Genomic DNA, 26,092 nt, shown 5'->3' on the forward strand with positions numbered 1-26,092 from the left:
CCCGCAACCCACCGATCTCCAACTCCATCTCCTGGACCTTCTCGACATCGATCCACGAGACCTACGCTGAAGATCACGCACCTGCGGAAAACGGGCCTAGCGGGGGAAGACGATCGTCTTGTGCCCGTCCAGCAGGACCCGCTGCTCGGCGTGCCACTTGACCGCCCTGGCCAGGGCCAGGCACTCCACGTCGCGCCCGATCGCCACGAGGTCCTCGGGAGAGTGGCTGTGGTTGACCCGCGCCACCTCCTGCTCGATGATCGGCCCCTCGTCCAGGTCGGAGGTCACGTAGTGGGCCGTGGCGCCGATCAGCTTGACGCCGCGGTTGTAGGCCTGGTGGTAGGGCTTGGCGCCCTTGAACGACGGCAGGAACGAGTGGTGGATGTTGATCGCCCGCCCGGCCAGCTTCTCGCACAGTTCGCCCGAGAGCACCTGCATGTAGCGGGCCAGCACCACCAGGTCGACCTGGTAGTGCTCCACCAGCGCCAGCACCTCGGTCTCCTGCCTCGCCTTGGTCTCGGCGGTGACCGGCAGGTGGTGGTAGTCGATCCCGTTCGACTGCGTGAGCGGCCGCAGGTCGGGGTGGTTGGAGACGACCGCGACGATCTCGATGTCCAGGGCCTTGGACCTGACGCGATAGAGCAGGTCGTTCAGGCAGTGGTCGAACTTGCTGACCATGATCAGCACTCGCGGCTTCCTGGCCACGTCGCGCACCTTGAACTCCATGGCGAAGTCCGGGGCGAGCGTCGCGAAGGCGCCGTTGAGCTCGTCCTCGCTCAGCGGCCCCGCGAACTGGACCCGCATGAAGAAGCGCTGCCCGACCCGGTCGCCGAACTGCTGGCTCTCGATGATGTTGCATCCGTGCCGGGCCAGCACGCCGGAGACGGCGGCCACGACACCGGGCCGGTCGGGACAGGACAGCGTCAGGATGTATTCGGCGGGGCTGGGCATGCTTCACTCTCGCGGGCGTGGGATCGTCGGTCACCGTAGGGCTGATCTCGGCAGCGTACCTGGCCGGTGACCATCACAGAGAGTACCCGACGTACGCTACGCGTCCGATCGTCCCATCATCCACCTGATCCCGGGTAGTTAGGGGACATCCCCGGACTTCCGTCACGGGGTTGTCGTCTCGCGGATTGGGATGGAGCGCGGTCCTTGGACGTCGTCGTGCTGATCGTGGTCGCCGGCCTGTTCGCTGTCGTGACGGGGGTCAACGACGGCGGCGCCCTCCTCGCCACCGGGCTCAAGCTGCCCTCGATACGCCCGGCCACCGGCATCCTCGTGCTCGTGGTGCTGGCGGCGGTGGTCCCGCTGATCACACATCGGGTGGCGGTGACGTTCTCGACCAGGCTGGCCTCGTTCCACGAGCCGGGTGGCAAGATCGCGATGACCGTCGCGGTGATCTCGTCGCTGGCCGTGGTGACCGCGCTCAGCCTGAAGGGCCTGCCGACCAGCCTCACGCTCGCCATCGTGGGCGGGCTCGCCGGTGCGGGGCTGGGCTGGGGGCTGGCGGTGTCGCCCGGGTCGGTGCTGCTGGTGCTGGCGTTCGGGGTGGCGGCGCCCTTCGTGGGCGGGCTGCTGGGCTGGGTGCTCATCCGGGTGCTCGTGGCCGTGACCTCGGCCCGCGGGCTGCGGCGCTGGCACCAGGCGGGGTTCCTGCTGCAGAGCGTCGCCTACGCGGCCAACGACGGGCAGAAGATGCTGGCAGTGTTCATGATCGTGTTCGGTTTCTCGGACGCGCGGCTCCCGTACACCTCGCTGGTGGCCGTCCTCTTCGGGCTGGGCACCATGTACGGGCTCCCCAAGGCGGGCCGCACCCTGGGCCGCGAGCTCATCGCTTCCCGGCCGCCGCACGGAGTCGCGGCCGAGCTGGCCGCGGGCACGGCGGTGATCGCCTGCGCGGCCGTGGGCATGCCCGTGAGCATGACCCAGGCCATCGCCGGCGGGCTCATCGGCGCGGGCGTGGCTCAGGGCAGCGGCCGCGTCCGCTGGTACGCCACCGGCAAGATCATCGCGGCCTGGCTCCTGACCCTGCCGGCCAGCGCCCTGCTGAGCGCGGGGCTGGCGGCGCTGGTGAAGGGGATCGCGAGTGTTGAGCTCTCATGAAGGGAACGGCGGACGTGAAGCACCATGACTCCTCGGCGGAGGCCGGGCCGTGAAGCGGCTGCGGCGGATCCGCGACCTCATGACCGGTCGCATGGACAGCGCGCTCACCGAAGCCCTGCTCGGCCAGCTCCGGGCCACCAAGGAAGGCGCGTGGCTGGCGATGTCCATGATCGGGGGCGAGGTGGGCAGGACGGGCGCGCACGAGCAGATGCGCTCGATCGAGCACATCGGCGACGAGGAGCGCGCCTGCCTCGTCGAGGAGCTCAAGACGGCCCTGGTCACCCCCATCGACCCGGAGGACCTGTTCCGCCTGTCCCGCTCCATCGACGACGTGCTGGACTCCTTGCGGGACTTCGTCCGCGAGTCCCACCTCTACCGCGTGCCGGACCAGATCCGCTTCACTCCCATGCTCGACCAGGTCCTCGTCGGCATCGAAGCCCTGGAGAGCGCGGTCCGCGAACTCGCCTCCCACCCCACCGCGGTCGTCCATGCCGCACTGGAGGCGAAGAAGGCGGGCGGGTCGATCCGGCGGATGTACCAGTACCAGATCTCGCGCATCTTCTCGGGCGAGGTGACCGCGGAGGCGCTGAAGGAGCGGGAGCTGGTACGCCGCCTCGAAATCGTCGGCGTCGCCATCGGCAACGCCGCCGACGCCATCACCGACGGCGCGATGAAGCGCTGAGCGCCGCCGGGAGTCAACCGGCGGCGGGGAAGGCGTTGACGCCGGTCAGCTCGGCCGACAGCGCCCACAGCCGCGCGGCCTGCTCGGGGTCGATCGCGTAGCCGCGCACCCCGGGCCCGACGCCCGCCTCCGTGGTCGGCTCGGCGATCTCGCAGTCCTCGCAGTAGACGCCGCCCATGCCCGCCAGCTGCGGCGAGGTGGCCGCCCACACCTGGGTGGCCGCGCCCTGCTCGGGAGTCTTGAACTCGGGGTTGAGGGCGTTGCCCTCCTCGTCGATCCACCCCGCTTCGACCATCTCCTCCTTGGCGAGGTGGCGCTGCAGAGGCGTCAGGATGCCGCCCGGATGCAGCGCGAACGCCCGCACCCCCGCGTCCCGGCCCAGCGCGTCGAGCTGGACGGCGAACAGGACGTTCGCGGTCTTGGCCTGCCCGTAGGCCTGCCACTTGTCATAGCCCCGCTCGAACTGGAGGTCGTCCCACCGGATGCCCGCGTGCCGGTGCCCTGCCGACGAGACGGACACCACGCGGCCCCGGCCTCGCTCGATGGCCGGCCAGAGGCGGTTGACGAGCGCGTAGTGGCCCAGGTGGTTCGTGGCGAACTGCGCCTCCCACCCCGGGCCCACCCTCGTCTCCGGACAGGCCATGATCCCGGCGTTGTTGATGACGATCTCGACGCTGCGGCCGGTGGCCAGGAAGCGCTCGGCGAAGTGCCGTACGCTCCGCAGATCGGCGAGGTCGAGCTCGTCCACCTCGACCCCGCCGATGCCCCCGACCGCTTCCTCGGCGACCTCACGGCGGCGGGCGGGAACGACGACGCGCGCTCCGGCGCGGGCGAGCGCGCGCGTGGTCTCCAGCCCGAGGCCCGAGTAGCCACCGGTGACGATCGCCAGCTTCCCCGAGAGATCGATCCCCTGGAGCACGTCGTCCGCGGTGCTCCTGGCCCCGAACCCCGACCCGATCTTGTGTTGTGGCGTTGTCATGGGACTCACGCTACGAGTTGGAGCACACTCCAGGTCAAACAGGGCTACAGGCCGAGGGGCCCGGCCAGGTCGGTCAGCTGGGTCAGGGCGTGGGCGAGGTCCGGGGCGTCCGGGGAGAGGGGCTGGATGACGACGTGGCTGGCTCCCGCCTCCAGGTGGGCCCGGACGCGCTCGGTGACGGCGTCGGCGTCGCCCCAGGCCACGATGGCGTCCGCGAGGCGGTCGCTGCCGCCGTCGGCGAAGTCCTCGTCGGTGAAGCCCAGCGTGCGCAGGTTGTTGAGGTAGTTGGGCAGCTTCAGGTAGTAGAACATGTGGGCGCGGGCGATCTCGCGGGCCCGGACCGGGTCGGACTCCAGGACGACCGCCTGCTCGGGGATCAGGAGGGGCCCCGGGCCCAGGATCCGGCGGGCCTGCGCGGTGTGCTCCGGCGGCACGAAATAGCTGTGGGCGCCGTCCGCCCGGTCTCTGGACAGCTCCAGCATCTTGGGCCGGAGGGCGGCCAGGATCCTGGGCGCCGGGGTCGAGGGCTTGGGCAGCCCCTGGTCGGCCTGGTCCATGGCCTCCAGGTAGGTGCGCATCGCGGTCAGCGGCTTGGCGTAGTCGTGGCCGCGGCCGGAGACCAGCGGGGCATGGCTGACCCCTATGCCCAGCAGGAAACGGTCGGGAAAGGCGTCGGCCAGCGCGACCGCGCCCGCCGCCATGGCCGTGGCGTCGCGCGCCCAGAGATTGGCGATGCCGGTGCCGACCGCGATGCGCCGCGTGGCCGCCAGGACGACCGCGGAGACGACGAGCGGCTCCTTGCTGCCCAGGCCCTCGTTGACCCAGAGCGAGCCGTAGCCCAGCGACTCGATCGTGGCCGCCGCGCGGCGCGCCTCCTCGGCGGGCGCCTTGCTGATCGACGGATGCCACACTCCGACTCGTCCGATGTCCACGGCCGCTCCCTTCACCTAGAATGTTCGATCGAGATGGAACACTACATCAATGTTCGATCGCGATCGAACAGGACACGCGGTCCGACGCACACGTCCCCGATCGAGGTCTCGCTGCAGGCCGCCCTCGACGCGCTGGGCGACCAGATCCGGCGCCGCATCGTGCGGGAGCTGGCCGACGTGCCCGACTGGACGCGTGCCTGCGGCACGTTCTCCCATCTGCCGGTGGCCAAGTCCACGCTCAGCCACCACTTCACGGTGTTACGGAACGTGGGGCTGCTGGAGCAGCGCGACGAAGGCGCCCGCCGGCTCAACCGCCTGCGCCGCGAGGAGTTCGATCGCCGTTTCCCCGGCCTGCTGGCCCTCGTGCTGGACGAGGAGCGGCAGGGCGACGACGATCGGCCCGAGCGTTGACCGCGCAGGCCGGGGCCCAGGCGGGCAGCAGCGACCGGCCCGCGGCTCGGGTCGTCTGCCTGGATCGCGACGGCCGGGTGCTGCTGATGCACTGGTACGACCCCGTCAGCCGCATGCACGTCTGGGAGCCGCCCGGCGGCGGGATCGACGCCGGCGAGACGGCGCTGGAGGCGGCCAGGCGGGAGCTGGGCGAGGAGACCGGGTTGCCCGCCTCGGCCGTGCGGGAGCGGTTCGTCGAGGTCGCGCGCGACTTCTCGTGGCTGGGCGTGCGATACGTGAAGACCGAGCCGTTCTTCCTGGCCATGTTCGAGGAGACGCGGCCGGAGGTGGCCCCAGGGGAGCTCACCGAGGAGGAGCGGGAGGTCTACCGGGGGTACGCCTGGGTCGAGGAGTTGCCTGAGAGCGTGGAGCCGCCCGAGCTGGCGGAGGTGATCGCGAAGCTCACGGCTGATCCGGCCGTCACAGGTCCAGCGTGAGGCCCGCGGAGGCGACGGACAGCGGGCCGTCGTAGGACTTCGCGGCGGCCGCCAGCGCGGGCGCCGCGGGCGTGTCCGGCCACAGGTGGGTGAGGAGCAGGTGGCCGGCGCCCGCCGAGGCCGCGGTGCGGCCCGCGTCCAGGGCGCTGGACAGGTAGGGCGCGTCCTCTTCCGGGACCCGTTCCGGATAGGTCGCCTCGGCCACCAGCAGGTCCGCGCCCTCCGCCAGCGCCACCAGCGCGGCGGACGGTCCCGTGTCGCCGGTGTAGGCGATCACCCGGCCTCCCGCGCCCAGCCGCAGGCCGGCGTTCGGCACGTGGTGCGGCAGGTCGAACACGTCCAGGCGGAAGGGACCGAGCTCGTACGGCACGCCGGGCCCCAGGTCGCGCGACACGAAGCTGCCCGCCAGCATGCGCGGGTTGTCCAGGGCCAGGACGGCCTCCAGCGCGCCCGGCGGCGCGTACACCGGCAGCGCGGGGGCGGGGACGTCGGCGAGTGCGCGGGCGCGCAGCAGCGGGTTCAGGTCGGCGCAGTGGTCGGGGTGGCCGTGGGTGACCAGCACCGCGTCCACCTCGTCGGCCCGCATGCGCGCGAGGAGCCTCGGCAGGGTGGCGTAGCCGGGATCGACGAGGACGCGGAACCCCTCGGCCTCCACCACGTACCCGCTGCACGCCTGCCCCACCGCAGGCCAAGCGCCGCATCCCCCCAAAACGGTAAATCTCACGCTAATCCTCAGATCTATTTGCCGGGGCCGTCGCGGAAATGGCCCAGTTCGTCGAGCGTCGTCACCAGGAGCCCGCGTAGCATCCGCCCCGCCAGCTTCTCGTGCTCGGGCTCCACGGGCACGCCCTTGCCCACCTTCTCGGCGTACACCTCGCGCTCCCTGGCGTCGGTGTACGGCAGCGCGGTCATCCCCACGGCCACCGTGACCCGGGTGCCGCCCCGGGGCACGATGGCCACCGTGTGCGTGCGCAGGCACGTCTCCTCCGGCGCGCCGTACCAGCCGCTCTTGACCCCGGCCCCCGGCGACCGGATCGCCTCCCGGACCCCGAACGCCTGCGACGCGCTGACCTGCCGCATCCACCCCAGGATGGTCTCCGCGACCGGATCACCGGCGACGGCGGCCTGGGCGAACACCGCGTACGCGGTCGCGACCTCGTCGGCGGCCACCTCGACCGAGCCGAACCGGGAGGGATCGCCGTTGGGCGGCGACCAGGCGATGCCCGTGCGGCTGCGCAGGTCGTCGAGGATGACCCGGGGGCCGATGGCCAGCCACAGGTTGAGCGTGTCGGCGTTGGAGGAGACGATCACGGCGGGCTCGGCGTGCCGCCGCCACCGGTCGGCGTCGGGGATGTGGGCCGCGCTCACCCACGCGTACAGGGGTTTGAGCAGCGAGGCGCAGCGCAGCCTGGCCAGACCCGCGGTGACGCTCACCGTGCGGGCGGGTGGCCCGCCGTAACCGCGCCTGATGCCCGCGGCCTGGACGCTGGCACTCTGATCGAGGTCTTTGAGCAGCTCGTTGAAGCCCACGCCCCCACCGTAGACCTACGGGGCACTCCCCCAGCGACCTTCGTACCACTCCGAACTCGGCGGGTCGCCGGGCAGCTCGGTGGCGCCCGGCGCGCGCAGGCCGTCGAGCGCGATGGTCAGCAGCCGCTCCTTGGCGTGCGGATGCTCGCCGCCCGGCGCCGGGCGGCTGAACTGCTCCATGAGCAGCGCGATGTCCAGCGCGGTGACGTCGCCCCTGAGCACGCCGGCCGCACGCGCCCTGGCGATCAGCCGGTCGGCCAGCTCGGTGCCCTTCCTGGCCGTGCGCCACATCTCGTCGGTGACCTCGATGGTGCCGGCGACCGGCGCGAGGGCGCCCGACCTGAACCCGACGCACGCGCGGATGTAGGAGGCCAGCCCCTCCCACGGGTCCGGCTCGGCCAGCCCGGCCTCGGCCGCCTCGACCCCGCGCTCCATGGCGATCACGCACAGGCGCTGGAGCAGCTCCTCCTTGGTGCGGTAGCGGCGGTAGAGGCTGCCCATGCCCACGCCCGCCGCCTTGGCGATGGCCGACACGGGCGCGTCGAACCCCTGCGTCGTGAACACCTCGTGCGCCGCCCGCAGCAGCCGCAGGTCGTTGCGCGCGGCCTCGGCCTGCCTCCCGCGTGTGCTCATGCCGTACAGCCTATTAGTATTTTCGGAGCGAATCGCTCCGATAGAGAGAAGGGCTGATCATGCGTGCGGTGGTCTTGAGGCGGTACGGCGGGCCGGAGGCGCTGGTCGTGGAGGAGGTGCCGGCCCCGGTGGCCGGGCCCGGGCAGGTGCTCGTGGACGTGGCGGTGGCGGGCATCACGTTCGTGGAGACGCAGGTACGCGCCAACCGGGGGCCCCGGCAGGCCGAGCTGCCCGCGATCCTGGGCAACGGCGTCGCGGGCACGGTGGCCGCGACCGGCGAAGGCGTCGACCCGGCGCTGGCCGGCGCCCGGGTGGTCAGCACGCTCGGCGGCCAGGGCGGATACGCGGAGCTCGCGGTGGCGAGCGCCGGCGACCTGATCCCGATCCCCGACGGCCTGTCGCCCGAGTTCGCGGTGGCGCTGCTCGCGGACGGGCGCACCGCCGTGGGCCTCACGCGGGCCGCCGCCCCCCAGCCCGGGGAGTGGGTGCTGGTGGAGGCGGCCGGCGGCGGCGTCGGGAGCCTGCTGGTGCAGCTCGCCACGGCGGCGGGGGCGCGCGTGGTGGGCGCGGCGAGCAGCGCCGCCAAGCGCGACCTGGCGGGGGGCCTGGGCGCGGAACTGACGGTCGACTACACCGACCCGGGCTGGACCCGGCTGGTACGCGAGGCGACGGGCGGCCTCGACCTGGTCTTCGACGGGGTGGGCGGCGAGGTCGGCGCGGCGGCGCAGGGGCTGCTGAAGGACGGCGGCAGGTTGAGCGTGTACGGCATGGCGGGCGGCCCGATGACCACGCCGGACCCGCGCGTGACGGCGGTCGCCTGGCCCGAGGCGGACCTGCGCGGGCTGGCCCGGGAGGCCCTGTCGCTGGCCGCCGCCGGACACCTGCGCCCGACCGTCGGCGCCACCTATCCTCTGGAGTCGGCCGCCGAGGCGCACGCCGCCATCGAGGCCCGCGCGGTGACCGGCAAGAGCCTGCTCATGATCTGACACGCCTCAAACGCCGAACCGCGCCCACGACACGCCTCAGGCGCCGAACCGCGCCCACGACACGACGAGCGCGGCGGGCACCAGCGCGACCACCCCCAGCGTGGTCAGCACCTTCCACCGCCGCGCCACCCCCGGCTCCGTCACGAACGCCGCCACGGCCCCAGCCCCGGCGAAGACCGCCCCGGCCGTGACGGCGTGCGCGAGCGCGGACGTCCACGACGGCAGCGCCTCGCCGACGAGCCTGAACACCACCAGCACCCCGGCCGCCACCAGCGCCACCCGCCGCCCCGGCCGCACGTCCACCCGCTCCAGCACGAGCGCGGCCCCGGCGAGCAGGGCGAGCGTGATCACCACCACGACGCCGACGGAGGGCGCCAGGCACCCCCAGTCCGCACAGCCGATGCCCGCCCAGACCAGGCGTACGGTGGCCCACCACAGCACCCCGAGAGCGGCGCACACGGCAGCCGCCCGCCCCATTCGCCCCCGCATAGCCCAATAGTCGCACCTCGACCGGCAGCCGTCAGGAGAGATGATCGGCCCGCCGTTCGTCCGCCTCCGCCTCGGCGGCGCGGCCGAGCGCGCGCAGGGCGACGGCCCGGTTGGTGTACAGGTCGCGCTCGGGCTGCAGCTCGATGGCCCGGCTCAGGTCCTCGACCGCCCCCGCCAGGTCCCCTGCCGCGTACCGCAGCACTCCCCGGTTCCCCCAGGCGGCCGCGAGCCCGGGCGCGCGCTCCACCGCGCGGTCCAGCGCCTCCCCGGCCGCCGCCAGCCGCCCCGCCGCCGTCTCCATCTGCCCCAACACCGTGAGCAGGTGCGGGTCGCCGGGCTCCAGGGCGAGCCCGGCCGTGACGTCGGCCAGGGCCTCCCCGTCCCGTCCCGAGGCGGCCAGCAGCCCGGCCCGGTTGATGTACGCGTCCAGGCAGGCCGGGTCCAGCTCGATCACCCGCCCCAGATCGGCCAGCGCCTCCTCGATGTCCCCCCGCACGATGTGCAGCTCCGCCCGGTTGTAGTACGCCTCGGGCAGCGGCGGCCCGGCCCGCATGGCCCGCTCGAAGTCGGCCAGCGCCTCCTCGTGGCGCCCGAGCTTGAACAGCAGGTTCCCCCGCTCCAGGTAGTAGTCGGGAAAGGCCGGGTCCAGCGCGATCGCGGCCGCGTAGTCCTCCATCGCCTCCTTGACGTGGCCGAGCGCGGCCAGCAGCTGCGCCCGGTTGGCCAGCAGCACCATCCGGTGCAGCGGATGCCGCTCCCGCAGCTCGCGCGCCAGCTCGATGGCCGACTCGACCAGCGACAGCGCCGCGCCCGGCCGGCCGTGCCGCAGCTCGATCAGCGCCAGGCCGTTGAGGTCGAAGCCCAGCTTGAACGCCCGGTCCGAGGGCTCCGGCAGCAGGGTGGAGATGGCGATGGCCTCGTTGATCCAGCGCCGGGCCCTGCCCAGGTCGCGTTGCGCGGGGTCGGGGTGGCGGGCGTCGAGCATGGCGGTGCCGTACGCGCCGGCGGCGTGCATCGCCGGATCCTGGCTGGCCGAGCGCACCCGGTCCCAGACCGCCCGGGCGTCGTCGGTGCGGCCGAGGCCGCCGAGCGCGGTCGCCGTGCGCTGCGCGAAGCGCCACCAGGGCGCGCCGCCCGGCTCGGTGCGCGCCATGCCGCGCTCCCCCAGCTCGACGGCGGAGTGCAGGAAGCCGTCGCGCATGCACCGGTCCACCAGGGCCCAGAGCTCGTCGGCGCCACGGGTGTCGGGCGGCGGGTCGGGGCCGCCGGAATACAGCATGATCGTGAGGAGGTCCGGCGGGATCCGGCGCATCATGACGTCGAGCAACTGGATGTCCGTCGGGTCGGCCTCGGCGCCGTTGCACACGGCGATCGCCCGCCCGGGGCGTACGGCGTCCATGAAGAACTCCGCGAGCCCGTTGGCCAGCCGCAGCGTGCGGCGGGGCGCGGGCACGAGGATGCGCTCGTCCTCGGACAGACCGGCCTCGATCGTGACCCGCCGGACCGGCACGAGAGGGGCCAGTTCGGGCGCGGCGGCGCGGATCTCGATGTCGTGCGCCGCCACCAGGTCATCGTCCCGTTCCAGAGCCTGCGGCACCAGGTGACGCAGCAGGGCGGCGGCGACAGTGTAGGGGCCGCGCGGCCGGCGATGCCCGTCGATCAACGGTGTCAGCAGCCGCACGGCCCCCCATTGAGCAGGTGGTTCGCCGTGAACCCTGAGATGGGACCTTGCCTCGCTCACCCCTTGTGAATGACGCTGGAGGTCCCCGCAAGCCGCGCGGTGCCAGGCTTGCGGACGATGATGCGCTTCATGACTACCTCTCACCTTTAGGGCTATTTTCCCATTATTAGGGCGCCCCGCCGAATATCAAGATTTATGGTGAGTAAGTGGGAGGTTAAAGCACGAAAAGCGCCTGCCTTTTGATTGACACCTGTAACCTATTGGGGCCGAAACCAACGTGGGAGGGCTTTCGTTCGAGCCTGCTCTGCCTCCCCCATAAGATCGCACAGGCACCGCCCGAGCAACGTGACCGAACGACAGCACCCCGGCCCCGGCAGACTCCGCGCCCGGACGATGACCGTGGCCCGCTCGATCAGCCGCTCCAGGCTGGGCTCCCCGCCGCCCTTGAGCGAGCGCGTGTGCCAGGGACACGACTCGACGTTCGCACAGGCACCCCGGTCGAGGTACGGCGTGTGGTCGCCGCCCAGCGGCAGCGGATCCTCACGTTTTATCCGCAGATCGGCCAGCGTCCTGGCCGCCCGTGCGGCGACGGTGAGCAGGGCCCGGTTGGCGTTGACGCGTTCTTTTCCCAGCGCGGCGGTCCTCGCGGGGAGGGCGAGCAGCATCGCGCCGGCCATCAGCCCGCCGCCGACGACCATGCTCCAGCCGATCTGCTCGTGGAACCAGATCACCGCGATCGCGGCCACCCAGAGCGGCTGCGACGACATGAGGATCGCGCTCGGCACGGCCGAGACGTGCGCCTGGCCGTACGAGCGGGCCAGGAACCCCAGCGCGCACGACACCACGGCCAGATGCCCCAGGATCAGCCAGTCGGACCCCTTCGACGGCACCACGATCCCGTCGCGGACGGCGACGACCCCCGTGGACAGGCCGATGGTGAACAGCTGGATCACGGTCAGCGCGTACGCGTGGAAGCTCTCCCCGCGCTTGGACAAGTGCGCCAGCAGGAGCGTGTGACCGGAGTAGAGAGCCGCGGCGGAGAGCGTGACCCCGAGCGCGAGCACCGAGATCTCGTGATCCTCCACCCCGCGCAGCAGCGTGAACACGGTCATCCCGGCCAGCGCGAGCACGACGCCCGCCCAGATCCTGCGCGGCACCTTCACCTTGAACAGGACGAGCGCCAGGATGGGTGTGATCACCACGCTGCAGCCGACGGCGAACCCCGACAGCGACGACGGCAGGCCGTGCAGCGCGACGGCCTGGCCGGTCTGACCGACGCCGAACATCACCCCGAGGATGACCCCGTTCATCCACGTCCTGCGCGGCAGCCTCCGAAGGCAGCCCGGCCTGATGGCGAGCAGCGTGAGGGCGGCGATCAGGTAGCGCTCGGCGAGCAGATCCTCCACCGGTAACCGGTGGATGAGATCCTTCATCAGCGGGAACGCCGACCCCCAAGCGGCGCTGACGAACAACAGAAGCACAGCTCCCAGGAGGGGTCGGGGAGCGGGCACGACTGCCATGGCAAAAGCATCTCACTACTATTCGCAGCCACTGATGTACAGGGAGCAGCCGGTGAGGTTCCTCTACAACTCGGTGTTAAGAGCCTCACCCGCGGGTTTGTACATCAATACCGCAGCGCCCAGAACTGACCGTTTCCTGGAAATGGACAGTCGTCGCCGCGTACTGCGGGTGACGGAAGGAATATCGGCGGTGAAGTCACGCCGGAGCCCGGGACGGATCACCGGGTTGGGAGGAAAGCGGCCCCTGGAGGGGTGAGGGGGCCGTGCGCGGGAGACTCTAGAGCTCGACGACCGCGGGAGGCGCCAGGCGTTTCTCGAGGAACACGACGGTGTGGTCACCGACCTGCTGCCTGGAGAGCTCGCGCCATCCTTCCCGCTCGTAGAGCGCCAGAGCGGCCTCCTGAACGAGTGTGGTGTCGCCTCTGACGCGTTCGAAGCCGAGCTCGACCGCGCGTCGTTCGAGTGCCAGCAGCATGGCCGCGCCGAAGCCGCGCCGTTGGAAGTCCGGGTGCACTCTCAGCCGGCACATCTCCGCCGTGGCCGTGTCGACGGGTTTCAGCCCGCCCATGGCGACGACGCGAGAGCCGACCTCGCCCACCAGGAAGTCACCGCCGCAGCCCAGGTAGATCTCCTGGATGCGCGGGAAGTCGTCGTCGTAGTAGACGCCGTCGCCCGGCACCAGCCCCACCTCGGCGAGGGAGATCCGGTGGAGTGCGAGAAGGGTGTCGAGATCGGACCACCGATAGCGCCGGATCTCCAAGTTCATGCACCGCCCCCTTTCACGTGGGCCCTTGGCCGGCGCAGTTCGGCCCTGTACTCCTCGAGCTTCTCCTGGTTCGCGCCCTTGCCCGCGATCGCCTGTTCGAGTGCCAGGGCGGGACGCATGATGAAGTCGGTCATGTACTCGTCGCCGAGCATCCGCAGCGCTCTGGTGCCGAGGTCCAGCGCGGAGTCGAGCTCTCCGTCGATCATCCGGCACTGGGCCTGGTCGAGCCTGATCAGCGTCTGGTCGAGGATGTGGTCCTCGTACTTCTCCAGCGCCTGGTCGAGGACCACCTCGGCCTCCAGCGTCTGGCCGAGCTTGGTGAGCACGTCGCCCTGGTAGAAGTAGAGCTGCTTCTCCGTGTAGCCGAAGGCCATGTCCTCCTGGTGCTCCGGCCGCATGTGGGAGAAGGCGTTCCTGGCCCTGGCCAGCGCGCGTTTCGCCTGGTCGACGATCTCCTTCTTGTTCTCGGCGCCCGCGAGCATGGCCAGCGCCCTGGCCTCGACGACCGGCGCCATGGCCTGCGCGGGGCAGGGCATGGCCCCGGCCAGGTCGCGGCTCTTCTTCGCCAGGTTGAGCGCTTCCCTGGCGTCTCCGAAGTAGAGGGGGACGAGCGACTCGCGGGCGCTGATCCACGCGCGCAGCGCGCGGTCGCCCGTCTCGTCGGCCGCGGTGCGCCCGGTCCTGAAGAAGGAGCGGGCCAGCCGGTGGTCACCGAGATTGATCATGATCATGCCGCTCAGCCCCGCCAGCTGCGCCGCCATCCGCAGCAGGCGGTCCGCCAGGTCGATGGGCTGACGGCGGGACATCGCCGCGCGTACGGCGCTCATCTCGAGCAGCACGTCGCACAGGAGCCGCAGCGGGGGCGTCGTCGTGTACTGGCGGCCGAAGCTCTGCGTGGTCTCTTCCCACTGGTCGAGCATCGCGGCCGACACCGTGGCCGACACGAGCGTCTCGTCCATCCGGCGCCTGATGCCCTCGCACGCGCCGAGCACCGGCCCGTCGAGCTCGGCGGCGACGTTGGCACCGGGGTTGAGCAGGTTGAGCATGGTCCGCCGGAGGATGTTCTCGTCCTCCTCGGCCTCGGGCTGGGGAGGCGGCGGCTCGCTCAGCAGCTCACGCTCCTCCAGCGCTAACGGCCGCTCTTTGCCGTCCCCGAGCAGCAGCACCGGCATGCGGTGCCCCTGGCCGCAGATGCACGGGCCGTCGAAACCGAGCTCCTGCGGCTCCACCCGGTAGACCGTGCACAGATAGTGCATGTACTCGGGTCCCGGACGCTTGAGCCCGCTCTCGTAGGCCGACAGCAGGGTCTCGCCGATGCCGGGCATCGACTTCTTGTCACGTTCGAACAGGGCCCTGATCTGCTCGATGACGTCGGCCAGCGCGATGCCGTAGGAGAGACGGTGTGACTTGATGCGGCTGGTGCCGAACTGCGGAGTGCACTGCTCATGGATCTCGTCAGCTATCTGGGCCGAAGTGCGCCCGGCGGCCAGGCCCTTGGCTCTGATCCGCCTGGCGATCTCCGTTTCCCTGTGCTGTCTGCCGGACATCCCGGCCCCTCTCGCGCGTGTCTCGACCGGTCCACAACTGGTGACTCAGCGTAGCGTCCGCGTAGCTGTGCGCCTACCCATGAGTGTGAACCAATGTCGCCAGCTTGAAAACGTCCGGCATCCAGCGTACGGATAAGGATCGTCCACCGAGGGACTGTTTCTTACATCCCATGAGGGAGAAGCAACTCCCCGTGACCGGGAAGCCGGCGTTGCGCCCGCCGTTGACATGAGCCATCTTTGGCCCACCAGCCAGATTCCCAACGAGGAGGGGACGAAAGGTGGGGGACGACAACTTCGAGCATCTGAAGCGTCTCGTATCCGAACTCGACGCTCACGGCTTGCTCGCGAGAGTGGTCCAGACTCAAGGTGGGCGCATGTTCGCACGGGTCATCAACCCGAACGCGACGAGCCTGTCGGAGAACGTCACCTGTCGGTCGACGAGCGCATCCGACGTACAGGACTGGTGGTACTGCTGGTCCTGGGGGGAGCGGATGCACAAGGCCGATGACCCGGCTGGAGCGGCCACAAAGGTCGCGCGCGTGCTGGCCGCCGTGGGGGAGTGACAAAACGGTGACCCGGGTGGAGCGCAGCCACCACGGCTCACCGTGCCCACGACGGCGTCAACGGAGCCGGCGGGGTGGCCGGTGCGGAGGGTTCCCGTATGCCGGAGCCCTGGTCGCCCCGTCGGTTCCGGCCAGGCACGGTCTCGCATGCCGTGCCTGCCCACAGCCGCCCGCCCGGGTGTTCCGGGCGGGTGTTCGGGGGGATCCCTCCCGGAACCGGGACGGGACACGCTTCCGGGTGCGTGGCCCGTTCCGAGTCGTCCGTCATCGGAGCGTCCGCTCTCGCCCTCCGCGGCCCAGAGAGCAGGCGTCCCCGTCTTCCCCGGCGTGATGTGACGGCGGGCGGTCCGGTCGGCGGTATTTTGGATCGAATCGGTCCAAAGCAGCCGACCGTACCGCTTCCGGAGGGGGATCTACCCAGTGTTACTGCTGGTGACAGCGTCGCAACCACCCACTTCTCAGTTGGACTTCGAGAAGTTGACCCAGCAAATGGCTGGGAGCTGCGAGAACGACCCGGCGGGCATTTGCTCTACCCTTGTCGGGATGTTCCAGAATGCGACCTGGGCGCCCTTGGTTGCCAGTCTGATCACAATCGTCCTGATCCTCGTGCTCGCGTTCGTGCTCCGCAACGTCGCACACCGGGTCATCACGAGAGTGGTCAACCGCGCGGCCACGGGTGGTTCGATTACCAGCAGGTTCCGCAAGACCGCGGTGCCTGACACCATCGACGCGCTGCTGCACGAGCGCCGCAAGCAGCGCGCCGAGACCATGGGCTCGGTGCTCAAGCACGTGGCCTCGATCGTCATCCTCGGCACCGCGGTGCTGACCGTGCTCGACCGGCTGACGATCCCGATCGCACCCCTGCTCACCAGCGTCGGCATCCTCGGCGTGGCCATCGGCTTCGGCGCCCAGGAGCTGGTCAAGGACTTCATCGCGGGCATGTTCATGCTGCTCGAAGACCAGTACGGCGTGGGTGACGTGATCGACGCGGGCGCCGCGGTCGGCACGGTCGAGGCCGTGACCCTGCGCGTCACCAGGCTGCGCGACGCCGACGGCCGCGTCTGGTATGTCCGCAACGGCACCATCACCCGGGTCGGCAACGAGTCGCAGGGCTGGTCGCGGGCCTACATGGACGTCCCGGTGGCCTACGACGCGGACATCATGACCGTCCGGGTGCTCCTTGAGCACGTGGCAGAGGAGATCTGGGCCGACGGCGAGTTCCGCGAGACCAAGATCGTGGAGCAGCCGCAGGTGTACGGCGTCGAGCAGATGTCCGACAGCACGCTGGTCTTCCGCATCACCGCCAAGACGCTCCCCACGGCGCAGGCCGAGGTGTCCAGGGAGCTCAGGTACCGGGTCAAGTCCGCGCTCGACTCCGCGGGCATCCCTATGGTCGCCTCGGCATAGGCTGAGACCGTGACTGAGACCTCCTTCTACGACGCCGTCGGAGGCGACGAGACCTTCCGGCGCCTCGTGCACCGCTTCTACGAGGGGGTCGCGGAAGACCCGTTGCTGCGGCCGCTCTACCCGGAGTCCGATTTCGAGGGCGCCGAGGAGCGGCTGCGGGGCTTCCTGATCCAGTACTGGGGCGGCCCCAACACCTACAGCCAGGAGCGCGGCCACCCTAGGCTGCGCATGCGGCACATGCCGTTCGTGATCGGCGAGCCCGAGCGGGACGCCTGGCTGCGGCACATGCGTGACGCGGTCGACTCGCTCGACCTGCCGGAAGAGCTGGAGACCAGGCTCTGGGACTATCTGGTCTACGCGGCCCACAGCCTGGTGAACTCGCCGACATAGCGGGCATGACACGCCACATGGATATCCCCTGGTGGCGTGATGCCGTCGTCTACGAGATCTATGTTCGCAGCTTCGCCGACGCCTCAGGAGACGGCGTCGGCGATCTGGCCGGAGTGCGCGAGCGCCTGCCGTATCTTCGGCGGCTGGGGGTCGACGCCATCTGGCTGACGCCGTTCTACCCCTCCCCCATGGCCGACGGCGGCTATGACGTGGCCGACTACCGGGGTGTCGATCCGCTGTTCGGCACGCTGGCCGACTTCGAGTCGCTCGTCGCGCAGGCGCACGACCACGGGCTGCGGGTGCTGGTCGACATCGTGCCCAACCACAGCTCCTCCGCGCATCCCTGGTTCCAGGCGGCGCTGCGGGGCGAGCGGCGCGACCGCTACCTCTTCCGCGACACCACCAACAACTGGCAGTCGACGTTCGGTGGGCCCGCCTGGACGAAGGTGGCGGACGGGCAGTCCTACCTGCATCTGTTCGCCCCCGGGCAACCCGACCTCAACTGGCGCGATCCGGAGATCCACGCGGAGTTCCTCGACATCCTGCGGTTCTGGCTGGACCGGGGTGTCGACGGGTTCCGCATCGACGTGGCCATGGGCCTCTACAAGGCCGAGGGGCTGCCCGACGTGGGCGACCAGTCGTTCGCTTCGGTCTCGCCGATCTGGGGGCGGCCCGAGGTGCACGGCGTCTACCGCGACTGGCGCCGGCTGCTGGACGGCTATCCGGGCGACCGGATGGCCGTGGGCGAGGTGTGGACGGACAGCTCCGAGGACCTCGCCCTTTACGTGCGCCCGGACGAGCTGCACCAGAGCTTCAACTTCGCCTGGTTGCAGGCGCCGTGGTCGGCGGCGGCGTTCAGGAAGGTCATCGACGACACCCTGGCCACCGTGCCGTTCGCCACGTGGGTGCTGTCCAACCATGACGTCGTACGCCACCGCACCCGCTACGGGACCGCCGACCCCGGCACGGGGCTCGCGCGGGCCAGGGCGGCGCTGCTGGCGATGCTGGCCCTGCCCGGGTCCGCCTACCTCTACCAGGGCGAGGAGCTGGGGCTGCCCGAGGTCACCGACCTGCCCGACGAGGCCAGGCAGGACCCGGTCTTCTTCCAGACGGAGGGCGAGCAGCCCGGGCGCGACGGGTGCCGGGTGCCGATCCCGTGGACGGTGGACCCGCCCTCCCACGGGTTCTCTCCCGGCGGGGTGGAGCCGTGGCTGCCGCAGCCGGCCACGTTCGCGGAGCTGAGCGTGGAGAAGCAGGAAGGGGACGCCGGCTCGACGCTGGAGTTCTACTGCCAGGCTCTGGCCTACCGCCGCGACCTGGGCGGATCAATTCCTTATACCTTGGAGTGGCTGGACTCACCCGAGGGTGTGCTTTTCTTCACCCGCGGCCCGCTGACCTGCGCCATCAACTGCGGGCTCCGGCCGGTAAGCCTGCCCGAGCACGACACCGTGCTCCTGTCGAGCGGCCCGCTCCGGCGGGGCCTGCTGCCGCCCGACACCGCCGTGTGGCTCATGGCCTCCCAGGACGCTCGCCACGGACGGGAATGACGGGCAGCGAGAGCAGCGCGCACGCCAGGCCCCCCGCGAACCCCGCCCAGAACCCGGCGTGCTCGATCAGCACGCCGGCCAGCGGCGTGATGGCGAGGGAGACGGTGTTCTGGATGGTGTTGTGGGTGGCCAGCACCCTGCCCGCCCAGGCGGGTCCGGCCAGCTCGCCGGCCGAGAGGTAGGCGAGCCCGTTGCCGGCCACGGTCACCACCGCGGCCAGGGCGAGCATGGCGGGTCCGAACGCGCCGCGGGTGAGCGTGCCGGCGACCAGCAGCGCCAGCACGCCGAGGGTGGCGATGGTGATCAGCAGCAGGGGCCGCATGCGCAGGCCGGACCTGTCGGACCAGCGCCCGGCCGCGATGCGCACCACCGCCCCGCCGATCGCCGCCACCCCGAACAGCTGGCCCGCCGCCACGCTGTCCCAGCCGTACAGGCGCACCAGGCAGGTCACGCCGTACGTGCCGACCACCATCTGGGGCACCACGTGCAGGGCGCTGGTGGCGTGCACCCGCCACAGGGCGGGCTGCCGGTACGGCGTGCCCGCCGGCGCGGTGCCCGGCCCGGAGATCGTACGCGGCGGCTCGGCCAGGAAGATCGCGGCCAGCACGGCGGCCACCAGGCTGACGGCGGCGCAGACGGTGAGCACGCCGGTCAGGCCGTGCGCCCGCGCGACCGGCGGGAGGACGAAGGCGCTGATGGCCATGCCGAGGGTGAAGGAGACCTGGCGCACGCCCATCGCGACGCCGCGTTCGGGCGGCTCGAACCAGCGCAGCACGATCCGTCCGCCGCCGACCAGCGCGGCCGAGCCCGCCGCTCCCGCCAGGGCCAGCAGCGCGATCACCGCCCAGGTGCTGTCGACGACCGCGACCGCGGAGAACAGCACCGCAGCCAGGCCCACGCCCGCGCCCAGGACCACCCGTTCGCCGTGCCGGTCGGCCAGCGCGCCCCAGGCGACCAGGGCGAACAGGATGCCGAGGCCGGGGGCGTTCGCGATGATCCCCGCGACCGGCAACGAAACTGCGAAATGTCGCTGTATTTCGGGCAGGATCAGGGGCAGGCCGCCCAGGCCTAAGGTGATGCTGGTGTGCGCGTTGACGCCCAACGCCAGCATCAGCCAGCGCTTCACGAGAAGCGTTTGAGGTAGGCCAGTTCGCTCTCGGTGAGCCTGCGCGGGGCCGCCCGCTCGACGTCGTAGGCCGCGAGGACCGAGGTGGCGGTGACGTACACCGCGCTGTCGTCGCGGATCTCGTACCGGAGCGTGAACCGCACCGATCTGATCTCGGTCACCCACGTCTCGACCAGCACCGGCTCGGCGCGGAAGCCGAGGGGGCGGCGGTAGTCGATCTCGTGGCGGGTCACCACCAGACCCTTGAACGGCTCCTCGCCCGCGTTGTACGGATCGATGTGGAACATGCCGAATCGGGCGTCCTCGAGATAATCGAGGAAGCGCACGTTGTTCACGTGCCCTTGGGAGTCGATGTCGGCAAATCTCACCGTTCTGGGGTATACGTGCCGCTGGGCTTGGGAGCGTTCAACCACGTCCGCCACCGTACCCGCCCCGGTCAGGTGTCCCTGCGCCGGGCCAGGCAGGCCGGCACCGTGAGCGCGGAGACGGCGGCCATGGAGGCCGGCGCCCAGCGGTAGCCGGTCATGAGCTGCCCGACCGCGCCACCCGTGAGCTGGGAGAGCGTCCCGGCGAAGACGCGGGCGTGCAGGGCGGCGGGGAGCGGCGCGTTGATGATCGACAGGACCAGGGCGGTGCCCACGACGTTGCCGGTGTTCTGCAGCATGAGGCGCATGGCGTTGACGATGCCGGGCCGGGCTGAAGGCAGGCCGTGCAGGATGGCGGTGTTGTTGGCGGGCAGGAAGACGCCCGACCCGAGGCCGATGAGCACGAGCGCGACGGCCATGGCGGCGTACGGGGTGGCGGGTGACATCGTGGCGAACAGGACCGACAGCTCGCAGGTGGTCGTCGAGGCCCCGGCCACGGCCAGCGTGCGCGCGCTCCCCCGCGTCGGGGGGGCTTCGGCCTGAGCACGAGCGCGCCCCAGACGAGGCAGACCAGGCCGACCGGCACGTTGAACCAGAACACCCAGCGCCAGCCGAGGCTCTCCACCAGCACCCCGCCCAGCGTCGGCCCGATCAGCCCGGCGATCGAGAACGACGCCACGTAGACGCCCATCCCCTCCCCCAGCCGCTCGCGCGGGAAGGCGTCGCTGACCAGGGCGGCGCTGTTGGTGAGCAGCATGGCGGCGCCGGCCGCCTGCACCACGCGCAGGGCCACGATCACCCACGCGCCGGGCGCCGCCCCCCGCCAGCAGGGCGGCGGTCGTGTAGGTGGCCAACCCGAGGAGATACATCCGGCGCCTGCCGAACATGTCGGCTAAACGACCGAATACCACCATGAGGACGGTCGTGGTCAACTGGAAGCCGAGGAGGATCCAGCTCGCGGACGTGGCGTCGGCCCCGGTGTGCCTGACCACTTCGGGGAGCGCGACGTTGATCGCGCTGCCACTGAGCCCGGTCAGCACACCGGCCAGGCTCACGACCGACAGTGTGCGCCAGGCGTCACCTATCATTTCTAGATTTTAATACTAGAATCCTATTCGCACAGCCCGTCAAGGATCGAGGTGTCTGTCGTATGAGCGGGATAGTCGAAGGCCGCGTGGTGATCGTCACGGGTGCGGGCAGGGGGATCGGGCGGGGGCACGCGCTCGAGTTCGCCAGGCAGGGGGCGAAGGTGGTGGTCAACGACCTGGGCGCGGACGTCGACGGCACCGGCACGTCCGCCGCCGCGTCCGAGGTGGTGGCCGAGATCGAGGCGATGGGCGGCGAGGCCGTCGTCGACGGCGAGGACGTCTCCGACTTCGACGGCGCGCAGCGGCTGGTCCAGACCGCCGTCGACCGCTTCGGCGGCCTGGACGTGCTGGTCAACAACGCGGGCATCCTGCGGGACCGGATGCTGGTCAACATGACCGCCGACGAGTGGGACGCGGTGATCAGGGTGCACCTGCGCGGCACGTTCGCGCCGCTGCGCCACGCGGCGGCCTACTGGCGGTCCAAGGCCAAGGCGGGCGAACCGGTGGACGCCCGGATCATCAACACCACGTCCTCCTCCGGGATCTACGGCAATCCCGGGCAGGGCAACTACGGCGCGGCCAAGGCCGGGATCGCGGGGCTGACCGTGATCGCGGCGAAGGAACTGGAGCGGTACGGCGTGACCGTGAACGCGATCGCCCCCGCCGCGCTCACCCGGATGACCGAGGGCCTGCTGCCGCCCGGCGCGACCGGCGCCGACCCCGACGACATCGCGCCCCTGGTGGTCTGGCTGGCCGGCGCGGAGGCCAGGGGGATCACCGGGCGGGTCTTCAACGTGCGCGGGGGCGCGATCAGCGTGGCCGAGGGCTGGCACGCCGGCCCCGGCGTCGACAAGGGCTCGCGATGGGACCCGGCCGAGCTGGGCGCCGTCATCCCCGCCCTGGTCGGCAAGGCGGCCCCCAACGCGCTGACCAGCGGCCGCATCCCCGGCCGGGAGGACTGACATGGCGCTCGACCACACCCTGATCGGGGTCGACGGCCCGGCGCACGAGCGCACCTGGACCGCCAAGGACACCATGCTGTACGCGCTCGGCGTCGGCGCGGGGACGTCCGAGCTGGAGTTCGCGACGGAGAAGGGGCAGCGGGTGCTGCCGACGTTCGCGGTGCTGGCGGCCCAGGCACCACCGGGGCGGCGGCTGGGCGACTTCGACCCGGCCATGCTGGTCCACGCCGAGCAGTCCTTCGAACTGCACCGCGAGCTGCCTCCGGCCGGGGGCGTGCGCACCACGTCCCGGGTGACGGGGATCTACGACAAGGGCTCTGGGGCGCTGGTGACTCTCTCGGCCACCGCCGTTGACCTGCGTACCGAAGAGCCGGTGATCACCTCGCGGAGCGCGGTGTTCATCCGGGGCGAGGGCGGCTTCGGCGGCGACCGCGGCCCCCGGAACCGGTGGACGGTCCCCGACCGGGCGCCCGACCACAAGGTGACGTACGCGACCCGGCCCGAGCAGGCGCTGATCTACCGGCTGTCGGGGGACTACAACCCGCTGCACAGCGACCCTGAGTTCGCCGCCCGCGCCGGCTTCGACCGGCCGATCCTGCACGGGCTGTGCACGTACGGGGTGACGGGACGGGCGCTGCTGCACGCGGTGGCCGGGTCGAATCCTGGGCGGTTGCGGGGGATGTCGGGGCGGTTCACCAGTCCGGTGTTTCCTGGGGAGTCGCTTACGGTGTCGGTTTGGGAGGAGGGGGTGGAGGTGCTGTTCAGGACGTCCAAGGACGACGGAACGGTAGTCCTGGACCACGGCCGCGCCACCATCCTCCACCCCTGACCGCCCACCCACCGGTCACAGACACCACCAACGACCACCGCCCCACCCGCACTCTCCAACCACCGCTCCACCCGCGCCTTCCGACCACGGGGCGGCACCGCCTTCCCGCACCCTCCAACCACCGCCCCACCCGCACCCTCCAACCACCGCCCCGCCTGCACCCTCCGACCATGGAGCGGCACCGCCTTCCCGCACCCTCCGACCACAGGGCGACACCACCATCCCGCTCTCCGGGCTCACAGAGCAACGTCCACCACCATCCCGCTCCCAAAGCGACGGCGACGACCTCCATCTCGCTCGCGAGGCTCCAGCGATGACCGCCATCGGGTTCGCGGAGCGACGCCAACCACCGCAATCCGGCCGGAGGACGGCACTGACGACCGCCCTCCGGCCACGGGGCTAAGCCGCCGCTATCCCGCTCGCGGAGCGACCCCGACGACCGCCATTCGGTCGCGGGACGGCCCTGACGACCGCAATTAGGACGCAGGACGGGCCTGACGACCGTAATTAGGACGCAGGACGGGCCTGACGACCGTAATTCGGACGCGACCCACCCCGTCCGATCGGCCACCTCACGCGCCGCCGATTACCCAGCGTGACCATTGCTCCGATCACTCACCGCCCAGCGGCCCCACAATCCGGCCCCGTTACCAAGCGCACCCGCCACCCGCCACGCCCGTGCCCGCGCCCCGCCTACGTTTGCCCGGCCTATCCACCGCCCAGTAGATCCCCCATCCGGGCCCGCCCGCTGTCGCAACGCGCCCGCCCACCGCACAACCACCCAGTTGCCCGGCACGTCCACCGCCCGGCACGTCCACCACCCGGCACGTCCACCATCCCAGAACGCCCACCCACCGCACAGCTACCCAGCTGTCCAGCGGCCCGCCATCCCGGCCAGGCCCGGTCAGCCCTCTTCGAGGACCTTGAGGGGGTCGAGGCGGTGGATCAGGGTCATGGCAGCCTCGATGACCTCCTGCGCCTCCTCCTCCGTGTCCGAGGTGGCGACCTCCCGCGCGGCCTCACCGATGATGCTGGTCAGCACAGCCACGGTGAACCGGGCGAGCGGATCGCTCCCGGCCCCCAGCAGCACGGCGTTCTGACGTACCCACTCCCGCCCCCGCGTGCGGCGGATCAGCTCGAACCCCGGCGGCCCGTCCCCATCGATGAAGAGCCGCACCAGATCGCGCCGGTCCCAGGCCCCGGCGAGGTACGCGCGAGCCCCCGCGATCAGCAGCTCGACGGGATCGTCCACACCGGCCTTCTTGGCCCTGGCCACGCTGGCGGCCGACGCCTCCTCGTGCGCCGCCTGGTGATCCTCGTACAGGGCCAGGAACAGCTCGGTCTTGCCCCCGAAGTGGTGGTAGAGGCTGCCGACGCTGGATCCGGCGCGGGCGACCACCTCGGAGACGCTGGCCTCGGCGAAGCCGTGCTCGCCGAAGACCTCGCGAGCCGCCTGCAGCATGCTTTTGCGGGTCTGAGCCGTACGGCTCCACTCCCACGAGGACTTACGTGCCACGCAGCAAAGTATAGACCCGGCCGATTCTAGAATCCGATTCTTGACACTCCCCACGGTCGCTAGAATCCCTTCCTAGAGAAGGATTCTAGAAATTTTGTCCAAGGAGGCGTCCGATGGACTTCTCGCTCACCCCCGAGGAACGCCAGATCCGCGACACCGTACGGTCCTTCGTCGAGAAGGAGATCATGCCGCTGGAGCCCGAGGTGCTGCGGAACGAGCGCCAGGGCCGCCCGGCGCTCGCGCCCGAAACCCTGCGCGACCTGCGGGCCAAGGCCAGGAAGTCGGGCTTCTGGGGCATCAACACGCCCGAGGAGTACGGGGGCGCGGCGCTCGGCCCGGTCATGTCCGTGATCGTCGCCATGGAGCTGGGCAGGACGTTCGTGCCGTTCATGTTCGGCGGCAGCGCCGACAACATCCTGTACGCGGGCACGGACGAGCAGAAAAGGCGCTACCTGATCCCGACCATCGAGGGCGAGCGCCGCTCCTGCTTCGCGATCACCGAGCCCGGCGCCGGGTCCGATGCCCGCAACATCCGTACCAAGGCCACCCGCGACGGCGCCGAGTGGGTGATCAACGGCGAGAAGACGTTCATCACGGGCGGGAACGAGGCGGACTTCGTCATGGTGTTCGCGGTGGCCGAGGAGTACGGGGCGACCTGCTTCCTGGTGGACCGGGACATGGGCTGGAAGTCCGAGCCGATCCCGACGATGGGCGAGTGGGGTCCGGCGTCGCTGGTGTTCGAGGACGTACGGGTGCCGGAGGACAACATCCTGGGCGAGCTCGGCAAGGGCTTCGAACTGGCCATGCAGTGGATCGGGCAGGGCCGCTACATGATCCCCGCCCGGGCCATCGGGTCGGCCGAGCGCATGCTCCAAATGGCCATCGACTACGCCAAGATCCGCAAGTCCATGGGGCAGACGATCTCGGAGTACCAGGCCATCCAGTGGATGATCGCCGACTCCCAGGTGGAGATCGAGGCGGCGAAGTGGCTGACGTTGTACGCGGCCTGGCGGGTGCAGGAGGGCATGGACGCCCGGCACGCCTCCTCGATCGCCAAGCTCAACGGCGCCGTGATGGCGAACCAGGTGGTGGACCGGGTCCTGCAGATCCACGGGGGCATGGGGTACACCAAGGAACTGCCGATCGAGCGTTGGTATCGGGAGCTGCGGCTGCTGCGCATCTTCGAGGGCACCGACGAGATCCAGCGCCGTACCATCGCCCGCAACCTCATCAAGGGCCACGCCAAGCTGGGGCTCATCGGGGAGTGATCGAATGTCGGTCCAGTCGCTGTTCAACCCGCACTCGATCGCGCTGGTCGGGGCCACGGACAAGTCGGGGTGGTCGATCAGTACCCTGGTCAACCTGCGTACGCACGGCTTCTCCGGCCCGGTCCACCTGGTGAACCCGCGCGGCGGCGTCGTCCACGGCGTCCCCGCGTTCCGGAGCCTGACGGAGATCCCCACGCCGGTGGATCTGGCGTACGTCATGGTGCCGACGGCCTCCGATCGCTGCCCGCCCAGGGTCGGGAGCGGAGCGCGCCGAAGCGGGAGCGCCTTCTCGT

27 protein-coding genes and 3 pseudogenes are annotated in these 26,092 nt (G+C 70.9%); 13 read left to right on the forward strand and 17 right to left on the reverse strand.

Features of this window, described 5'->3' with window-relative positions:
* Positions 1–96 precede the first annotated feature (96 nt).
* Positions 97–951, reverse strand: coding sequence for a formyltetrahydrofolate deformylase (purU, locus tag ACIBQ1_RS57150; RefSeq protein ID WP_397291598.1), 855 nt, complete (start codon positions 949–951; stop codon positions 97–99).
* A 204-nt stretch (positions 952–1,155) separates the two neighbouring features.
* On the opposite strand from purU, the gene ACIBQ1_RS57155 reads away from it, so the two are divergent.
* Both ACIBQ1_RS57155 and ACIBQ1_RS57160 read left to right on the forward strand, forming a co-directional pair.
* A complete protein-coding gene (locus tag ACIBQ1_RS57155) occupies positions 1,156–2,106 on the forward strand; it encodes an anion permease (RefSeq protein WP_397291600.1) in 951 nt (316 codons plus the stop codon).
* 49 nt (positions 2,107–2,155) lie between these two features.
* Entirely contained in the window at positions 2,156–2,788 is a 633-nt protein-coding gene (locus ACIBQ1_RS57160) for a DUF47 domain-containing protein (protein ID WP_397291602.1), read from the forward strand.
* A 13-nt stretch (positions 2,789–2,801) separates the two neighbouring features.
* On the opposite strand, the gene ACIBQ1_RS57165 is transcribed toward ACIBQ1_RS57160, so the two are convergent.
* Positions 2,802–3,767, reverse strand: coding sequence for an SDR family NAD(P)-dependent oxidoreductase (locus ACIBQ1_RS57165; RefSeq protein ID WP_397291604.1), 966 nt, complete (start codon positions 3,765–3,767; stop codon positions 2,802–2,804).
* Positions 3,768–3,811: 44 nt separating this feature from the next.
* Positions 3,812–4,699, reverse strand: a complete 888-nt coding sequence (locus ACIBQ1_RS57170) for a TIGR03620 family F420-dependent LLM class oxidoreductase (RefSeq protein WP_397291606.1) — start codon at positions 4,697–4,699, stop codon at positions 3,812–3,814.
* 33 nt (positions 4,700–4,732) lie between these two features.
* On the opposite strand from ACIBQ1_RS57170, the gene ACIBQ1_RS57175 reads away from it, so the two are divergent.
* Both ACIBQ1_RS57175 and ACIBQ1_RS57180 read left to right on the forward strand, forming a co-directional pair.
* Positions 4,733–5,110 (forward strand): ArsR/SmtB family transcription factor, encoded by a 378-nt coding sequence (locus tag ACIBQ1_RS57175; protein ID WP_397291608.1) that lies wholly within the window; start codon positions 4,733–4,735, stop codon positions 5,108–5,110.
* Positions 5,107–5,586, forward strand: coding sequence for an NUDIX hydrolase (locus ACIBQ1_RS57180; RefSeq protein ID WP_397291610.1), 480 nt, complete (start codon positions 5,107–5,109; stop codon positions 5,584–5,586). The genes ACIBQ1_RS57175 and ACIBQ1_RS57180 overlap by 4 nt, the downstream gene beginning before the upstream one ends.
* On the opposite strand, the gene ACIBQ1_RS57185 is transcribed toward ACIBQ1_RS57180, so the two are convergent.
* Genes ACIBQ1_RS57185 through ACIBQ1_RS57195 form a run of 3 tightly spaced genes read right to left on the reverse strand, consistent with a single transcriptional unit; the run spans position 5,570 to position 7,749 of the window.
* On the reverse strand, positions 5,570–6,310 hold the full coding sequence (locus ACIBQ1_RS57185; protein ID WP_397291612.1) for an MBL fold metallo-hydrolase: 741 nt from the start codon (positions 6,308–6,310) through the stop codon (positions 5,570–5,572). The two genes, ACIBQ1_RS57180 and ACIBQ1_RS57185, sit on opposite strands and share 17 nt — an antisense overlap.
* 14 nt (positions 6,311–6,324) lie before the next feature.
* A complete protein-coding gene (locus ACIBQ1_RS57190) occupies positions 6,325–7,116 on the reverse strand; it encodes a hypothetical protein (protein WP_397291614.1) in 792 nt (263 codons plus the stop codon).
* A 15-nt stretch (positions 7,117–7,131) separates the two neighbouring features.
* Positions 7,132–7,749 (reverse strand): TetR/AcrR family transcriptional regulator, encoded by a 618-nt coding sequence (locus tag ACIBQ1_RS57195; RefSeq protein WP_397291616.1) that lies wholly within the window; start codon positions 7,747–7,749, stop codon positions 7,132–7,134.
* Positions 7,750–7,808: 59 nt separating this feature from the next.
* Here ACIBQ1_RS57195 and ACIBQ1_RS57200 point away from each other — a divergent pair, with 59 nt between their 5' ends.
* Entirely contained in the window at positions 7,809–8,735 is a 927-nt protein-coding gene (locus ACIBQ1_RS57200) for a zinc-binding dehydrogenase (RefSeq protein ID WP_397291618.1), read from the forward strand.
* A gap of 36 nt (positions 8,736–8,771) precedes the next feature.
* Here ACIBQ1_RS57200 and ACIBQ1_RS57205 read toward each other — a convergent pair whose 3' ends face one another.
* The 5 genes from ACIBQ1_RS57205 to ACIBQ1_RS57225 form a co-directional block, all read right to left on the reverse strand.
* Positions 8,772–9,224, reverse strand: coding sequence for a hypothetical protein (locus ACIBQ1_RS57205; RefSeq protein WP_397291620.1), 453 nt, complete (start codon positions 9,222–9,224; stop codon positions 8,772–8,774).
* 31 nt (positions 9,225–9,255) lie between these two features.
* A complete protein-coding gene (locus ACIBQ1_RS57210) occupies positions 9,256–10,905 on the reverse strand; it encodes a tetratricopeptide repeat protein (RefSeq protein WP_397291622.1) in 1,650 nt (549 codons plus the stop codon).
* 257 nt (positions 10,906–11,162) lie between these two features.
* Positions 11,163–12,386 (reverse strand): DMT family transporter, encoded by a 1,224-nt coding sequence (locus tag ACIBQ1_RS57215; protein ID WP_397291624.1) that lies wholly within the window; start codon positions 12,384–12,386, stop codon positions 11,163–11,165.
* A 316-nt stretch (positions 12,387–12,702) separates the two neighbouring features.
* Positions 12,703–13,191 carry a GNAT family N-acetyltransferase gene (locus tag ACIBQ1_RS57220; protein ID WP_397291626.1) on the reverse strand — a complete coding sequence of 163 codons (489 nt, stop codon included), beginning with the start codon at positions 13,189–13,191 and terminating at the stop codon, positions 12,703–12,705.
* Complete coding sequence (locus tag ACIBQ1_RS57225; RefSeq protein ID WP_397291628.1) at positions 13,188–14,738, reverse strand: XRE family transcriptional regulator; 1,551 nt, start codon at positions 14,736–14,738, stop codon at positions 13,188–13,190. The genes ACIBQ1_RS57220 and ACIBQ1_RS57225 overlap by 4 nt, the downstream gene beginning before the upstream one ends.
* Before the next feature lie 374 nt (positions 14,739–15,112).
* On the opposite strand from ACIBQ1_RS57225, the gene ACIBQ1_RS57230 reads away from it, so the two are divergent.
* The 4 genes from ACIBQ1_RS57230 (at position 15,113) to ACIBQ1_RS57245 (ending at position 18,645) form a co-directional block, all read left to right on the forward strand.
* Complete coding sequence (locus tag ACIBQ1_RS57230; RefSeq protein WP_355373592.1) at positions 15,113–15,301, forward strand: hypothetical protein; 189 nt, start codon at positions 15,113–15,115, stop codon at positions 15,299–15,301.
* A gap of 543 nt (positions 15,302–15,844) precedes the next feature.
* Positions 15,845–16,708 (forward strand): mechanosensitive ion channel family protein, encoded by an 864-nt coding sequence (locus ACIBQ1_RS57235; protein ID WP_397291630.1) that lies wholly within the window; start codon positions 15,845–15,847, stop codon positions 16,706–16,708.
* Positions 16,709–16,717: 9 nt separating this feature from the next.
* On the forward strand, positions 16,718–17,098 hold the full coding sequence (locus ACIBQ1_RS57240) for a globin (RefSeq protein ID WP_397291632.1): 381 nt from the start codon (positions 16,718–16,720) through the stop codon (positions 17,096–17,098).
* A gap of 17 nt (positions 17,099–17,115) precedes the next feature.
* Positions 17,116–18,645 carry a glycoside hydrolase family 13 protein gene (locus ACIBQ1_RS57245; RefSeq protein ID WP_397291634.1) on the forward strand — a complete coding sequence of 510 codons (1,530 nt, stop codon included), beginning with the start codon at positions 17,116–17,118 and terminating at the stop codon, positions 18,643–18,645.
* Here the strand turns inward: ACIBQ1_RS57245 and ACIBQ1_RS57250 are convergent.
* From ACIBQ1_RS57250 to ACIBQ1_RS57270, 5 genes and pseudogenes are all read right to left on the reverse strand, one after another.
* Positions 18,608–19,771 carry an MFS transporter gene (locus ACIBQ1_RS57250; protein WP_397291636.1) on the reverse strand — a complete coding sequence of 388 codons (1,164 nt, stop codon included), beginning with the start codon at positions 19,769–19,771 and terminating at the stop codon, positions 18,608–18,610. The genes ACIBQ1_RS57245 and ACIBQ1_RS57250 overlap by 38 nt on opposite strands.
* Entirely contained in the window at positions 19,768–20,193 is a 426-nt protein-coding gene (locus ACIBQ1_RS57255; RefSeq protein WP_397291638.1) for an acyl-CoA thioesterase, read from the reverse strand. Before ACIBQ1_RS57255 ends, ACIBQ1_RS57250 begins: the two co-directional genes overlap by 4 nt.
* Positions 20,194–20,207: 14 nt before the next feature.
* Positions 20,208–20,633 carry a hypothetical protein gene (locus tag ACIBQ1_RS57260; RefSeq protein ID WP_397291721.1) on the reverse strand — a complete coding sequence of 142 codons (426 nt, stop codon included), beginning with the start codon at positions 20,631–20,633 and terminating at the stop codon, positions 20,208–20,210.
* Positions 20,634–20,692: 59 nt separating this feature from the next.
* Positions 20,693–20,893, reverse strand: a pseudogene (locus tag ACIBQ1_RS57265) (MFS transporter); the annotation flags it as partial.
* A gap of 79 nt (positions 20,894–20,972) precedes the next feature.
* Positions 20,973–21,224: pseudogene (locus ACIBQ1_RS57270) on the reverse strand (MFS transporter); the annotation flags it as partial.
* 62 nt (positions 21,225–21,286) lie between these two features.
* Between ACIBQ1_RS57270 and ACIBQ1_RS57275 the strand changes: the two are divergent.
* Both ACIBQ1_RS57275 and ACIBQ1_RS57280 read left to right on the forward strand, forming a co-directional pair.
* Positions 21,287–22,186 (forward strand): SDR family oxidoreductase, encoded by a 900-nt coding sequence (locus ACIBQ1_RS57275; RefSeq protein ID WP_397291640.1) that lies wholly within the window; start codon positions 21,287–21,289, stop codon positions 22,184–22,186.
* Between the two features lies 1 nt (position 22,187).
* Positions 22,188–23,015, forward strand: a complete 828-nt coding sequence (locus ACIBQ1_RS57280) for a MaoC/PaaZ C-terminal domain-containing protein (protein ID WP_397291642.1) — start codon at positions 22,188–22,190, stop codon at positions 23,013–23,015.
* 904 nt (positions 23,016–23,919) lie between these two features.
* On the opposite strand, the gene ACIBQ1_RS57285 is transcribed toward ACIBQ1_RS57280, so the two are convergent.
* Positions 23,920–24,531, reverse strand: a complete 612-nt coding sequence (locus tag ACIBQ1_RS57285) for a TetR/AcrR family transcriptional regulator (protein WP_397291644.1) — start codon at positions 24,529–24,531, stop codon at positions 23,920–23,922.
* Positions 24,532–24,644: 113 nt separating this feature from the next.
* Here ACIBQ1_RS57285 and ACIBQ1_RS57290 point away from each other — a divergent pair, with 113 nt between their 5' ends.
* The gene (locus ACIBQ1_RS57290; RefSeq protein WP_397291646.1) at positions 24,645–25,799 is read left to right on the forward strand and encodes an acyl-CoA dehydrogenase family protein; all 1,155 of its coding nucleotides are present in this window, start codon (positions 24,645–24,647) and stop codon (positions 25,797–25,799) included.
* A 4-nt stretch (positions 25,800–25,803) separates the two neighbouring features.
* Positions 25,804–26,019, forward strand: a pseudogene (locus ACIBQ1_RS57295) (CoA-binding protein); the annotation flags it as partial.
* Between the last annotated feature and the right edge of the window lie 73 nt (positions 26,020–26,092).

This window comes from Nonomuraea sp. NPDC050153 (assembly GCF_044460125.1).
In the GTDB taxonomy this organism is placed as follows: Bacteria; Actinomycetota; Actinomycetes; order Streptosporangiales; family Streptosporangiaceae; genus Nonomuraea.